This window comes from Microcoleus sp. Pol14D4 (assembly GCF_036701245.1).
GTDB lineage: Bacteria > Cyanobacteriota > Cyanobacteriia > Cyanobacteriales > Microcoleaceae > Microcoleus.
Map to the genome: position 1 here is coordinate 1 of NZ_JAUBQM010000016.1, position 12793 is coordinate 12793.

Sequence of the window (12793 nt, forward strand, 5' to 3'; positions counted from 1 at the left end):
CAAGTTACATCATCAAATATTTTTAACTGGTTTACACACTGCTGTTATTGTACCTCATCTTTCTGAGAAAGGCTATAACTTCCATTCCTGCTTGAATATGATACTGACAGCACTGTTCGTTAGCCGACGATAAGCTAATCGCCCGATCGCGCTTGACTAAATAAGTTTTTTGGGGCATAAGAGTCACTTCATAGTAAGGTGCACTGTTATTTTCACCAGCAATGGCATCGGGTGCGATCGCGCTAACTTTCGCTTCTAGTACGCCGTAGTCGGGATAGGGATAGGCAGAAATCCGCAGGATAGATGTTTGACCGATCGCAATTTTACCAATATCGGGAGCGGCGACGCGAGCTTTGACGACAATCGCAGCATTAGCGGGAGCAATTTGAGCAATTGCCGCACCGAGTTGTGCAGTTTGTCCGGGATTTCGCAGATTCAGTTTGAGAATGGTGCCGTCTACGGGAGAACGAACGACATTTTTTGCAAGTTCGGTATCAATTTGTTTGAACTCTTGGCGATCGCGATTGATTTGATTTTCGATGTCAGCGCGACTCTGAATCGAAGTTAATTGTTCTTTTTTCAACGCTGCCAAAGCTGCTTCACCCTTGGCTTTTTCTTGAGCAATTCGCTGTTGGGCGATCGCCACGGGTGCGGAACTGGGATTCAAGGCAGCTTCAACAACTTTTAATTTAGCAGCCGACACTTTAACAGCTTGTTGCTGCCTGTCAACGGTTTTTCTTTGGCTTTCAACTGCTTTTTTTTGCGCTTCTACGGCGGCTTTTTGCCCTGCCACGGCTTGTTCTTGCTGCTGGGCGGCAAGTTTCGTCTCCTCCAATAAATCCAGCGAAATAGCGCCTGTTTTTTGGATTGACTGATAGCGATCGCGTTTAGAAACGGCTGCTTTTAAATTTGCCTCGGCAGCCTTTAAATTTGCTGCTGCTGTTTGCTCTGACGGTAACATTATATTTAGCGACAGCAGCAAGTGCGATCGCACTGCCAAAAGTTGCCAACAAAAATAATCCGCCCGCCGTTATCCAGCGGCTGACGGGCGGCAAGAATTCATCCGGTTTTGCGGTGCGGAGAAATTCAAAAGAAGAGTCAGGAGTCATTAGTTAAGGAATGAAAATTTAATAACACAAGCAAGGTATAATAAACAAATGAGGGAATATCAATGTACTTGACATTTGATTGTGATGGTCACCAGTTATCCTAATTCGATGCTCACCTGGTTTTTTTTGCTAATAATGGGTGGGTTGGATTCAGTCATTTTATTCAGGTAAATTTATGTATTACTCCTCGAAAAATACTGCTCAGATGCGGAAACTTTATCAATCTTTGTCCGAAAAAGAGCGACGAAGATATGCAGCTTTCTTAAACCCAAAAACTTGGGGATGGTGGAATTAGTTACATATCCCGAATTTGGGCAGCAGGCAGAAATACAATAGCCAAAGACATTAAAGAATTAAAAAGTGAATCAGACACTACTTTTCATCAACGCAGAATTCGTCGAAAAGGAGGATTAAGAAAAACTAGCGAGTCTCTCATACCTGGTGTGAATGAAAGTTTTTTAGAACTCTTAAAATTTTATACAGCAGGCAGCCCAATGAATGAGAAAATTAAATAAACTCATCGCACTCAATAAGAAATAGTTGAAGGTCTGAAAGTTCCTAGCATAACAGTCAGTTTAACGCTTGTTCAAAAAAATATTAAAAAAGCACGGATATGTAAAACGTCAAGCTCAAAACAAACAAACAACAGGAATAACAAATAATCGTAACGAACAATTTAAAAATCTTGCCATAATAAATGAAGAGTATGAGTGACAGGGGAATTTTATCATTAGTATGGATGCCCAAACCAAGGAATTTATTGGAAATTTATATCGCTCAATAACTCTGTATACTACCGAAACCGTTACCACACTTGACCATGACTTTTTCAGTTTTGCTGATAGCAAAATAGTGCATCATAGAATTTATGAGGTGCAAAATAACCGAGGATATTTAACCCTATGTATTAGTAAATATATGAGTTAATTTTGCTTGTCAAGCAATTAAATGGTGGGGGAAAATTATCGGATTTATCCCCTCAAACCATTCAATTTTGATTAAATGTGATAGACGTGGTAGTAATAATTCCAATTATTATAGATTTAAATCGGACTTACAAAAATTAGTTAATGAGCTAGATATAGAAATCATAATAGCACATTATCTTCCCTATACATCCAAGTACAATCCAATTGAGCATCGCTTATTTGCTCATGTAACTAGAGCTTGTCTTCGTTATAACACCCGATCGCGATCGGCAATTGGGTCTGGTAAAACAATCATTTAACCAACAGCGATCGCCTCTTAATTTTGACGACCAACAATCCCAATCCTGCAACAATCATAGCAGCAATATTGCTAGGTTCAGGCACTGCTTCGGCAATACTGAGCGAATTGATCCCCAAAGCGCGAGATCCCTCAGAACTGCTATAGACGATCTGCGAAATGTTGGCAGCATCGCTGCGAACTCCGAGAAACGGCGCTGAATTATCTAGTGCTAATGAGGAGGTTCCTGGGGTTGAGAAACTGCCTAACAAATTATTATTACTGTCAAATGCCGAGATCGATGCAGTGAATAAAAATGTATCATCTACCGCTATTTGCGTCCCGGCGGCCGCCACGGGGCGATCGAAGGTAATCGTTAGCGGGCCGGGGTTCCCTACTGCTGGCTGCGGGCCTGGTCTTAAACCAGTCAACAAAATGAAATCGCCGCTGGCAAAGTTGGTGGGAATGCCTGGTGAAGGCAAGGTTTGAAAAAGTAAAGGAGGCGTCACTCCTGGGGCTGCTGTGGGGGGAATGCTGACATTAACTCCCAGTCCTTGTTCCGAGGTGACTGAGAAGGAATTGGGCAATACTTTAAAGGGCGGCTGGACTGGCCCTAAAATCGACCAATCAACGCGATCGCTCCCTCCCAAGGCCGCGCGATCGCTCACGAATGTCAGATTAGCAGCTTCAACTGGCGGTGCTAACAGAATTAAAAGAGTGCCCATCGCAGTTCCCGCAGCAGATAGTTTTAGCGATCGCGTTTTTTTTTTCATCGGTACAAATTCCGGCAGGCGATCGCTTTCCAATACCTGCACTTTGAAGTGTTGACATTTGTCACAAATCATAATAATTCCTCCCTTCAACTTTTCCACAAAATCTTACAAAAATTTAGTACTGCCAAAACTGAATGTTTAAATTAGGTTGCGTCCAATATAGTTTATATCCTGATAATGAACTCTGATTATTTAACAAGACATAACATTACGCATACTTTCGTAAGGTGGTGATTTTCCGCCCTACAATTGGTATTCGATGCAATTGAAAACTGCTATCAAACTGGACGGTTCCCTAAAGTTGGAAGTACATCCGAGACATTTTCCTGTCTCAGTATCCTCGGTAACAGGGAATGTTTCGCTTACAATTACACTATGTAGCATCTAACAAAAAAGAGCGATCGCACTATGGGAATGACTCTGACCGAAAAAATATTAGCCAAAGCATCAGGCCGCACTAAAGTAGAGCCCGGAGAAAATATCTGGGTAGAAACAGATGTGTTGATGACCCACGATGTCTGCGGGCCCGGCACCATCGGCGTTTTCAAACGCGAATTCGGCGAGAATGCTAAAGTCTGGAACCCAGACAAAATCGTCCTCATTCCCGACCACTACATTTTCACCAACGACGAACGCGCTAACCGCAACGTCGATATTCTCCGCGATTTTGCCCAAGAACAAGGGATAAAATACTTTTACGACATCACGGATCGATCGGACTTCAAAGCAAATCCCGACTACAAAGGAGTTTGCCACATCGCGCTAGCACAAGAAGGCCACACCCGGCCCGGCGAAGTGCTCTTCGGCACCGATTCCCACACCTGCAATGCCGGCGCTTTCGGACAATTTGCCACGGGTATCGGCAATACAGACGCGGCTTTTATCATGGGAACCGGCAAACTGTTAATCAAAGTTCCCGCAACCATGCGCTTTGTGTTCAACGGTGAACTGCCGGATTATTTGTTAGCAAAAGACCTAATTTTGCAGATTATTGGTGATATTAGCGTTGCCGGTGCTAACTACCGGACAATGGAATTTGCCGGCGATACAGTTGAGCGTTTGACGATGGAAGAACGGATGACCCTGTGCAATATGGTGATTGAAGCAGGCGGTAAAAACGGCACGGTTGCGCCCGACAAAACTACGTTTGATTACGTTACTTCGCGGACTGATAAACCCTTCGATTCATTTTACAGCGATGGGGATGCTAAATTTTATAGCGATCGCACCTACGATGTCAGCAAATTAGAACCAGTTGTCGCCAAACCGCACTCTCCCGACAACCGCGACTTAGCCCGCAACTGCCGCGATGTCAAGATCGATCGAGTTTACATCGGTTCTTGCACCGGCGGCAAAACCTCCGACTTTCTGAATGCCGCCCGCATTCTGAAAGGAAACCAAGTCAAAGTTCCGACTTATTTAGTACCAGCAACTCAGAAAGTTTACGAAGATTTGTTTGTCACAAAATACGAGGGTCAAACACTTTCGGAAATCTTCTTAGCAGCAGGCTGCATTGAACCCGCAGCGCCTTCTTGCGCCGCTTGTTTGGGCGGGCCGAAAGATACTTTTGGGCGGATGAACGAGCCCGAAATTTGCGTGTCTACAACTAACCGCAATTTCCCCGGCCGCATGGGGAATAAAGAAGCGCAAGTTTATCTAGCTTCGCCTTACACGGCGGCGGCGTCTGCGCTGACTGGGTATGTCACCGATCCGCGCGAATTCCTGTGTTAGAAAGTAGCTGATGTAAGGTGCGCAATGCGCACCCGGAGGCCCCTGGAAGGTGCGCATTGCGCTACGAGATGAATGTAAGGTGCGCAATGCGCACCCGGAGGCCCCTGGAAGGTGCGCATTGCGCACCCTACGAGATGAATGTAAGGTGCGCAATGCGCACCCGCACAGATGAGTGTAAGATGCCCTATAAAAAAGTAGGAAGACGATATTAATGCCAAACTATCGCCGATTTTATCTTCCTGGTGGAACTTTCTTTCTAACGCTTGTTACCTACAATCGCACACCGCTATTTTCCGACTCAGAAAATGTCTCGCGACTCCGCAACGCTGTAGCGACGATTAAATCAGAACAACCTTTTGAAATTCTTGGGGCAGTTGTATTGCCCGACCACATCCATTTTTTGTGGAAATTACCTCCTAATGATACTGCCTATCCCAAGCGTCTGGGACGGATAAAAGTTTTATTTACACAATCTTTGCGCGGTCAAGGAACTTTGCCTCAAAATGTCTCCTTTTCGCGTCGCAAGCGTCGAGAAAGTGATGTTTGGCATCGGCGATTTTGGGAACATACTATTTGCAACGAAGATGACTTTGAACAGCATTTAAACTATATTCACTACAATCCTGTTAAGCACAATTTAATTTCTTGTCCGCATTTGTGGTCTTACTCTAGCTTTAGCTTATGGGTTAAAAAAGATGTTTATGCAGTTGATTGGTGCTGTAGTTGTAATGGCAGAAATCCAAAAATACCAAATTTTGATGCCATTTCCTATAGACTAGGAGAATAAATCCACAGGACTTACGTAAAAAGTGGTTTGACGCGCTATAAATAGCGGTAAGGTACGCACTGCGCACCCGATTCCCCTGGAAGGTGCGCAGTGCGCACCCTACTTGAATAGGGAGGAAACTTACCTTGAAAACACTATTTTTGGCTTGGCAAGATCCGGGCAGCGGTTCTTGGTTTCCGATTGATCGATTAACATTTAACGGTAAAGAATACCAGTTCAATTATACAAATGGTGTTCTAAAAGCTAAAGATAAGTGCGGGTTTGAACCTTTGCCATCTTTCCCTGATTTCAATAAGGTTTATACTTCACAGAAACTGTTTCCCTTGTTTTCCAATCGAGTGATGCCGCGATCGCGCCCTGACTACCCTGAATTTTTAGAGTGGTTGAATATCCCTAAACACGAAGATGACCCAATTGCTTTATTGGCCCGCAGCGGAGGGAAACGGGTAACTGATAAATTTGAGGTATTCCCCTGTCCCGAACCGGATGAAAATGGACGTTACTGCATCCATTTTTTTGCACATGGACTGCGACACCTTCCCAAGCCGGCAATTGAACGGATTAATGGGCTTCAAGTGGGCGAACTTTTGTATTTAGCCCACGAATTTCAAAATCGGCACGATTCCTCTGCTTTGCTTCTGTGTACTGAAGATCGCGGGATTGTAGGCTATTGTCCGCGCTATCTTTGCGGGGATATTTTTCAAATTATCTCGCAGCATCGAGAATTGGTTCGCGTAGAAGTCGATCGCCTCAATCAACCCCCAACGCCGCTACAGTTCCGCTTGCTGTGCAAGATGACCGTCGATTGCCAGCAAGGCTTTCGCCCCTTCAAAGGCCCGATGTACCAGCCGGTTAGCAGTGATGTTTTAGCTGCCAGTGCGATCGGATAATCAGCAATAATAAGTAAAATTACGATCGCATAATTAGGGAAGAAGTCAAGTTAATTATTGTAAATTGAATACAGAAGATTGCAGAATTTATACAAATAATTAGCTCAACGTTGACATTTTTTCCATAATCAAGTATGTTTGAGCTAATTTATCGACTCCCAATTCCGCAGTCTCAGTTTAAGCACATAAAATTTATGAAACTTAGAGCTGCACATTGCTAATGCTATCCATTAGTATGATTGTTCTGCGGAAAACCAATTAGAGTTATATTTTTTATAATTACAATTGGTCGGGGTGCGAAATTGACCGAACATAAACTTCCGATAATTGTGAGTATGAACAAAAAAATAAAGATTGGGGTTGCTGAAGCTTTTGGTACTTTTGTGTTGGTATTAGGTGGATGTGGCAGTGCGGTTTTAGCTGGAGACAAAATCGGCTTTTTGGGAGTTTCGATCGCCTTTGGTCTGTCTCTCTTAATCATGGTTTATACGATCGGCCCTATCTCTGGATGCCACATTAATCCGGCGGTAAGCATCGGTTTAGTAGTTGCCAAACTGATCGATGCTGTTTTGCTTCCTTATTATATAGGAGGTCAGATTGTAGGGGGAATTTTAGGCGGTCTTGTTTTGTACATGATAGCATCAGGAAAACCTGGTTTTGATGCGGCGGCTTCGGGATTTGCTTCTAACGGTTTTGGAGAACATTCTCCCACTGGTTACGGACTTTTGGCAGCAGCTTTGACGGAAATTGTACTGACTGCTTTTCTGTTATTTACAATCATGGGTACTACCCATCCCAATTATCCCGTCGGTTTGGGCGGAATTCCCATCGGCTTGATGCTGGTATTGATTCACTTAATCGGAATTCCCGTAACCAATACTTCAGTTAACCCAGCTAGAAGTATCGGTGTGGCACTTTTTCAAGGCGGATGGGCAATCCAACAGTTGTGGGCGTTTATTGTATTCCCAGTGATTGGTGGAATTATCGGCGTTTTTGCTTATAATCTTATTAAACCCACTCTGGAAGAAGTTTGATCGAGAATCAAAAATGAACCGGGTTTATTGATTTTTTTAGGGTGGTAGAATTCACCCGGCAACTTAAGAAACCCGGTTTGTCGATCGCACAACTCGATGAGATTGCAAGTATTTCGGTAAATAGGTGCCATGATTACGATCGTGATGGGAGTCTCCGGTTCAGGCAAAACTACAGTTGGCAAATTGCTGGCGCAATCTCTCAATTGTGATTTCAGTGATGCCGACGATTTTCACCCATCAGCTAATATCGAGAAAATGAGTTGCGGCATTCCTTTAGAAGATGCGGATCGCCTTCCTTGGCTATTAGAATTGCAAGCTACAATAGACAGGTGGCTGTTAGAAAATAAAAATGTCGTTTTGGCTTGTTCTGCTTTAAAAGCATCTTACCGCGAAATGCTCTGCCGCGACCAACAGCGGATGACAATAGTTTATCTGAAATGTTCTTTTGAGGTATTGGCAGCCCGGTTAACAAGTCGCGAAAATCACTACATGAAAGCAGACTTGTTGTTAAGTCAGTTAGACACTCTCGAAGAACCAGAAGATGCAATTATCATAGATGCTTCGCAACCGCTAGAGGTAATCTTGCGCCAAATTAGAAATCATCTCGTGTGCGGTTAATGCCCCACAATAAAACCTCTAATACCAAATCTAGCTTAACTTAAATACCGATTTATTTATCAGTTTCTCTCAGCTAGGACGAGAGTTTGTATAGTACCGATTTCAATCGCCTAGTCCGATCGAGGTTTTTTAAGGCGGATTTAGTTTAGTATAAGAGTTATTTTTTTCGGATTAACCGGGTTTCTGAAGCACATTTAGCGCCCTCTCCGTTTCCCGGCTGATAAGTTCGGGATGCTAATTTTTGTACAAATACAAGAAAGCTTCTACTTCAGCGGCGGTTGGTTGAGATCTAATTGCCCCGGGTTTCATCGCTGTCATTGCACCTACCGCGCTGGCATAAGTTACAATTTTCTGGGCTATTTTTGGGTCGGCTAAGTTCTTGATTCCATGCTTGCACAATTGGCGTACAAAACCAGCCAGAAATGCGTCGCCGGCACCTGTTGTATCCTCAACATCTACTGTAAAGGCGGGGATTTTTCCTTCATTTTCCGAGATACAATAGGCGCAACCTTTCTCGCCCGCAGTCACCAAAACGCCTTCTACAGAATCGAGGCGGTAGGTAATAGCTCCTGCGTCGGTAGTTGCAAACAACCATTCAGCTTCTTCCTCAGATAACTTGACAAAATCAACTTTTTTTAAGATTTTTCTAATCTGCGCTTTTGCTTCGTCTGGATTTGGCCAAAACACTGGACGCCAATTGATGTCAAGTATAATTTTAACGTCGTACTGTTCTGCTAGTTCGATCGCTCTGGCGATCGCCTCTCGACTTTCAGGATAAGCTAATTCTAAAGTGCCTAACACTAAAAATTCGGCATTTTCAAACAGCACCTCGGGTAGTTTTGCAGCGATGAGACGGGTGTCGGCAAAATCCGCTGTATTGAATTCGCCAAAACCGGCAAAATTTCGATCGCCCGCTTGATTCCGCAAGACATAAACTTGCCGCGTCGGCGCACTCGGATGCCGCTGCACTCCAGTGATATCAACCCCTACTTCTTGCAATACCTGCACTAGGGAATTCCCCAATTCATCCCCACCTACAGTACCGATAAATCCCGCCGCCGTCCCCAATTTAACCAAAGCACAGGCAACATTAGCTGGAGCACCGCCGGGATATGCCGTCCAAGATTCTACCTCTTCGAGAGATACTCCTGGTTTGTCTGCTAAACAATCAAATAAAAGTTCACCCAGACACAGAACGCGAGGATAAGTCATAGGAATTTGAGATTTGAGATTTGAGATTTGAGACCAGCAGTAGACAGGTCAATAATGATTTTTAACCCATCCCAGAAAAATTGCCAGCTATTTTTTAATGGCTGCTCCTATAATATCAGACCTACTGATACTGGCAGTTACTCCCTTAAGACTGAAGTATAGTGCCGGCGTATCAGTTAGTTGTTGGGCACGCAAACATTTGCAGGTTGTGTACGGATGTCAGATAGGCGCAGGTAAAAGCAGCATCCACCACCCGATGCACAAGCAGTGCAAGTGGCTGCGCGTCTTGCTGTGTCGGGGCGGGGTTTGCACTCCCGGCGATTCTGCCAGCGAGTTGGTGCTTCGGGCCCGAAAGAGTAGCACAACTAATTTAATTTTCTCTTCATACTCGATCCCTCATCCTTTAGAATTGTAGATAGGTAAATATGCAGACATAGGAAAAATTTATGAGTGGGATTGTCTCTGGGACCCCTGTCACCCTGTCGGACAGAGAATTGCAAGTGGTAGAGTTAGTAGCGGCGGGATTGACTAATGAGAAAATTGCCGAAAAGTTAGAGATTAGCAAGCGTACAGTTGACAACCACATTAGCAATATCTTGAACAAGACGCGCGCTGACAATCGAGTTACGCTTGTACGCTGGGCGTTGCAGTGGGGAAAGGTATGTTTGGACAATATTAACTGCTGCCCTTTACCGCGGCCGATCGATAAAGAAGTATCTTAAGTAGGGATTTTGGTTGGGGACAGGCAAAGAAATGATGCAAACGGCACAAGAAAAACAACTCCGCTATCAAATTCAATGCCCTAGATTGCCGCTGACGGTGTATCGCGAAGTGGCGATCCATTTGCGTCAAGTTGATGGGGTGGAAACCGGTTTAATTCCGCAGCAGTCGCAGCGGTTTGATTACTACGACAGCCAAGTTGGGGGTTTGTGGATACAGTATCCTGAAGGGTTCGATTTGGCCGGTCGCGAGCGGGTCGATCGCATTTTGGCTTATTATGGCGATCGTTACGGAGCCTGGGAATTATTAAGTCATTAGTTATTGGGAATTGTTAGCTGTTGACTGTTAACTGTTAACCGTTGACTGTTGACTGTTGACTGTTGACTGTTGACTAATAACTAATAACTAATAACTAATGACTAATTACTAATGACAACTGCCAACTGACAACTGACTAACAAAATGAGTGCAATTAAAACTTTACCGGGAACGCGGGATATTTTGCCCGCTGAAATTCAATATTGGCAAAATATAGAAGAAGTCGCTAGAACCATTTTAAAAAAAGCGGCTTATCGAGAAATTCGGACGCCAATTTTTGAACAGACATCTTTATTTGAACGCGGCATCGGCGAAGCTACCGATGTTGTGGGCAAAGAAATGTACACTTTTAAGGATAAGGGCGATCGATCGACTACTTTGCGTCCAGAAGGCACCGCCGGAGTAGTCCGAGCTTTTATTCAAAACAGTTTGTACGCGGCGGGAGACGTGCAGCGTCTGTGGTATGCGGGGCCGATGTTTCGCTACGAACGCGCGCAAGAAGGAAGACAGCGGCAGTTCAATCAAATTGGCGTGGAAGTCTTGGGGAGTGCGAATCCTCGTGCGGATGTCGAGGTAATTGCGATCGCCTGCGACATCCTGCAAACTCTCGGTTTAAAAAATTTGCGCCTCGATATTAATTCCGTCGGAAATAAGGAAGACCGACAAAATTATCGGCAAGCATTAATAGATTATTTTACACCGCACAAAGATGAATTAGACACCGATTCTCAAGACCGCTTGACTCGCAATCCGCTGCGGATTTTGGACAGCAAAAATCAGCGCACTCAAGAAATTGTAGCTGGTGCGCCGAGCATTTTAGAATATTTGGGAGAGGAATCGCGAGATCACTTCGAGCAAGTGCAGCTTATGCTGACAAACTTAGGAATTACCTATCAGTTAAATCCGAGATTAGTGCGCGGTTTAGATTACTATACCTACACCGCATTTGAAATTATCTCCGACGATTTGGGAGCGCAAGCAACAGTTTGCGGAGGCGGCCGCTACGACGGTTTAGTCAAGGAATTGGGCGGCCCAGATACGGCGGCAGTCGGTTGGGCAATGGGTATCGAAAGGTTGATTATCCTGCTGCAAAAGTTGCAACCTTTGCCCGTACCCAAGCAGGATTTTTATTTGGTATCCAGGGGCGAAAAAGCCGAACAGCAATCGGTATTGTTAGCTCAAAAATTGCGAAGTGCGGGGTTTAGCGTCGAGATAGATTTGAGCGGTAGTGCTTTCGGGAAACAGTTTAAAAGGGCCGATCGCAGCGGTGCTGTTGCGTGTTTAGTTTTGGGAGATGCGGAAGCTGAAAACGAGACGGTACAATTGAAGTGGTTGGCGAGTGGTGAACAAAGTGCGATCGGGCAATCGGAACTGCTAGCAATGACCACCGAACTACAGCAGAAAATTAACAACCCTTAAAACTCTCGGTTTTAGCCTAGTCTAGATCCCCCTAAATCCCCCTTAAGAAGGGGGACTTTGAATTCCAATCCTCTCGTTACCTGGCTCTGCCCGGTAACGCATATCCAGAGGCTCTGCCTCGTCATTAAGCCATTAACATTAATCCCAAAAACCAAGAGATATAATTTAAGCATTAAAAGATTTAACCTCTGATCAACTATGTCTGTAGCAACTAAAAACCCAGAAATAAAACTCACAATCACCTGGCCGCTACTACCAGAAGATTTCCAACTACCAGACGATCCCGTGGAAGACGAAAGCCAACCATTATTAGCCGCCGCTTTGCGCCAGCCGCTAACAGCATTTCCTGAATTAATGCAGGATGCCTTAATTGTTTCCAACTTTGCCTTGTGTGCCGGAATTAGTTTCCCAGGTTCAAGCAGCGACGAACAGCGCATTATCTGCAAAGCGCCAGATTGGATGTACGTGAAACCCGTCAATCCCAAAAATGTCTCTCAAGTCCGCCGTAGTTACACGCCACACACAGAAGGAACTATCCCCCAAATCGTGATGGAATTTCTTTCAGAAACCTATGGAGAAGAATACTCTGTAGAGTTTACATCGCGGGTGGGAAAGTGGTATTTTTACGAGCAAGTAATCAAAGTACCGAGATACGTCATATTCCGAGCAAAAACAGCTCATTTAGAAGTTTACGCTTTAGAATCAGAGCACTACAAGTTGCAAAAACCAGATGAAAATGGACGTTATTGGATACCCGGATTAAACTTGTTTTTAGGACTTTGGGAAGGAACCCACGAAGGGAGAACAGGCTGTTGGTTGAGGTGGTGGAATGCAGAAGGCGAGTTGTTGCTGTGGTCGGAAGAACGAGCCGATCGCGAAAGACTCCGCGCTGAAAAATTGGCCGAAAAACTGCGTCAAGCGGGGATCGAGTTAGATGATGAAGAGTGAAATATCAATTGATGAGCCGAGTTCGATC

Annotated in this window: 14 protein-coding genes and 1 pseudogene; 11 read left to right on the top strand and 4 right to left on the bottom strand. The window is 44.6% G+C overall.

The window, feature by feature from the left end; translation table 11 throughout:
• Positions 1-31 precede the first annotated feature (31 nt).
• Positions 32-961 carry an HlyD family efflux transporter periplasmic adaptor subunit gene (locus tag QUA33_RS08775; protein WP_333148132.1) on the bottom strand — a complete coding sequence of 310 codons (930 nt, stop codon included), beginning with the start codon at positions 959-961 and terminating at the stop codon, positions 32-34.
• A complete protein-coding gene (locus tag QUA33_RS08780; RefSeq protein ID WP_333148134.1) occupies positions 888-1109 on the bottom strand; it encodes a hypothetical protein in 222 nt (73 codons plus the stop codon). The genes QUA33_RS08775 and QUA33_RS08780 overlap by 74 nt, the downstream gene beginning before the upstream one ends.
• A 735-nt stretch (positions 1110-1844) precedes the next feature.
• Between QUA33_RS08780 and QUA33_RS28205 the strand changes: the two genes are divergently transcribed.
• Positions 1845-2036, top strand: coding sequence for an ISAzo13-like element transposase-related protein (locus QUA33_RS28205; RefSeq protein ID WP_445243228.1), 192 nt, complete (start codon positions 1845-1847; stop codon positions 2034-2036).
• 10 nt (positions 2037-2046) lie between these two features.
• A pseudogene (locus tag QUA33_RS28210) lies at positions 2047-2337 on the top strand (ISAzo13-like element transposase-related protein); the annotation flags it as partial.
• Here QUA33_RS28210 and QUA33_RS08785 read toward each other — a convergent pair.
• Positions 2330-3160 carry a PEP-CTERM sorting domain-containing protein gene (locus QUA33_RS08785; protein ID WP_333148136.1) on the bottom strand — a complete coding sequence of 277 codons (831 nt, stop codon included), beginning with the start codon at positions 3158-3160 and terminating at the stop codon, positions 2330-2332. The pseudogene QUA33_RS28210 and the gene QUA33_RS08785 overlap by 8 nt on opposite strands.
• Before the next feature lie 336 nt (positions 3161-3496).
• Here QUA33_RS08785 and QUA33_RS08790 point away from each other — a divergent pair, with 336 nt between their 5' ends.
• The 5 genes from QUA33_RS08790 (at position 3497) to QUA33_RS08810 (ending at position 8148) form a co-directional block, all read left to right on the top strand.
• On the top strand, positions 3497-4819 hold the full coding sequence (locus QUA33_RS08790; RefSeq protein WP_190661862.1) for a 3-isopropylmalate dehydratase large subunit: 1323 nt from the start codon (positions 3497-3499) through the stop codon (positions 4817-4819).
• A 211-nt stretch (positions 4820-5030) separates the two neighbouring features.
• Positions 5031-5606: an REP-associated tyrosine transposase gene (locus QUA33_RS08795; protein WP_333148138.1), complete on the top strand. Its 576-nt coding sequence runs from the start codon at positions 5031-5033 to the stop codon at positions 5604-5606.
• 125 nt (positions 5607-5731) lie between these two features.
• Positions 5732-6496 (top strand): HIRAN domain-containing protein, encoded by a 765-nt coding sequence (locus QUA33_RS08800; RefSeq protein ID WP_333148140.1) that lies wholly within the window; start codon positions 5732-5734, stop codon positions 6494-6496.
• A gap of 335 nt (positions 6497-6831) precedes the next feature.
• On the top strand, positions 6832-7530 hold the full coding sequence (gene aqpZ, locus QUA33_RS08805) for an aquaporin Z (protein WP_333148142.1): 699 nt from the start codon (positions 6832-6834) through the stop codon (positions 7528-7530).
• A 129-nt stretch (positions 7531-7659) separates the two neighbouring features.
• The gene (locus QUA33_RS08810) at positions 7660-8148 is read left to right on the top strand and encodes a gluconokinase (protein ID WP_333148144.1); all 489 of its coding nucleotides are present in this window, start codon (positions 7660-7662) and stop codon (positions 8146-8148) included.
• A 234-nt stretch (positions 8149-8382) separates the two neighbouring features.
• Here the strand turns inward: QUA33_RS08810 and QUA33_RS08815 are convergent, their stop codons facing one another.
• Positions 8383-9360 (bottom strand): carbohydrate kinase, encoded by a 978-nt coding sequence (locus tag QUA33_RS08815; protein ID WP_333097373.1) that lies wholly within the window; start codon positions 9358-9360, stop codon positions 8383-8385.
• Between the two features lie 446 nt (positions 9361-9806).
• Between QUA33_RS08815 and QUA33_RS08820 the strand changes: the two genes are divergently transcribed.
• From QUA33_RS08820 to QUA33_RS08835, 4 genes are all read left to right on the top strand, one after another.
• Complete coding sequence (locus tag QUA33_RS08820) at positions 9807-10082, top strand: photosynthetic electron transport-dependent transcriptional regulator PedR (RefSeq protein WP_006633901.1); 276 nt, start codon at positions 9807-9809, stop codon at positions 10080-10082.
• 34 nt (positions 10083-10116) lie between these two features.
• Entirely contained in the window at positions 10117-10398 is a 282-nt protein-coding gene (locus QUA33_RS08825) for a hypothetical protein (protein ID WP_333097439.1), read from the top strand.
• Between the two features lie 144 nt (positions 10399-10542).
• Positions 10543-11817 carry a histidine--tRNA ligase gene (hisS, locus tag QUA33_RS08830; protein WP_333148146.1) on the top strand — a complete coding sequence of 425 codons (1275 nt, stop codon included), beginning with the start codon at positions 10543-10545 and terminating at the stop codon, positions 11815-11817.
• Between the two features lie 198 nt (positions 11818-12015).
• On the top strand, positions 12016-12765 hold the full coding sequence (locus tag QUA33_RS08835; protein WP_333148148.1) for a Uma2 family endonuclease: 750 nt from the start codon (positions 12016-12018) through the stop codon (positions 12763-12765).
• The last annotated feature ends 28 nt before the right edge of the window (positions 12766-12793 follow it).

Bases quoted from the DNA above. Each gene is read 5' to 3' on its own strand.
- QUA33_RS08775 (WP_333148132.1), bottom strand. From the start codon at position 961: ATGTTACCGTCAGAGCAAACAGCAGCAGCAAATTTAAAGGCTGCCGAG.
- QUA33_RS08780 (WP_333148134.1), bottom strand. From the start codon at position 1,109: ATGACTCCTGACTCTTCTTTTGAATTTCTCCGCACCGCAAAACCGGAT.
- QUA33_RS28205 (WP_445243228.1), top strand. From the start codon at position 1,845: ATGGATGCCCAAACCAAGGAATTTATTGGAAATTTATATCGCTCAATA.
- QUA33_RS08785 (WP_333148136.1), bottom strand. From the start codon at position 3,160: ATGATTTGTGACAAATGTCAACACTTCAAAGTGCAGGTATTGGAAAGC.
- QUA33_RS08790 (WP_190661862.1), top strand. From the start codon at position 3,497: ATGGGAATGACTCTGACCGAAAAAATATTAGCCAAAGCATCAGGCCGC.
- QUA33_RS08795 (WP_333148138.1), top strand. From the start codon at position 5,031: ATGCCAAACTATCGCCGATTTTATCTTCCTGGTGGAACTTTCTTTCTA.
- aqpZ (WP_333148142.1), top strand. From the start codon at position 6,832: ATGAACAAAAAAATAAAGATTGGGGTTGCTGAAGCTTTTGGTACTTTT.
- QUA33_RS08810 (WP_333148144.1), top strand. From the start codon at position 7,660: ATGATTACGATCGTGATGGGAGTCTCCGGTTCAGGCAAAACTACAGTT.
- QUA33_RS08815 (WP_333097373.1), bottom strand. From the start codon at position 9,360: ATGACTTATCCTCGCGTTCTGTGTCTGGGTGAACTTTTATTTGATTGT.
- QUA33_RS08820 (WP_006633901.1), top strand. From the start codon at position 9,807: ATGAGTGGGATTGTCTCTGGGACCCCTGTCACCCTGTCGGACAGAGAA.
- QUA33_RS08825 (WP_333097439.1), top strand. From the start codon at position 10,117: ATGCAAACGGCACAAGAAAAACAACTCCGCTATCAAATTCAATGCCCT.
- hisS (WP_333148146.1), top strand. From the start codon at position 10,543: ATGAGTGCAATTAAAACTTTACCGGGAACGCGGGATATTTTGCCCGCT.
- QUA33_RS08835 (WP_333148148.1), top strand. From the start codon at position 12,016: ATGTCTGTAGCAACTAAAAACCCAGAAATAAAACTCACAATCACCTGG.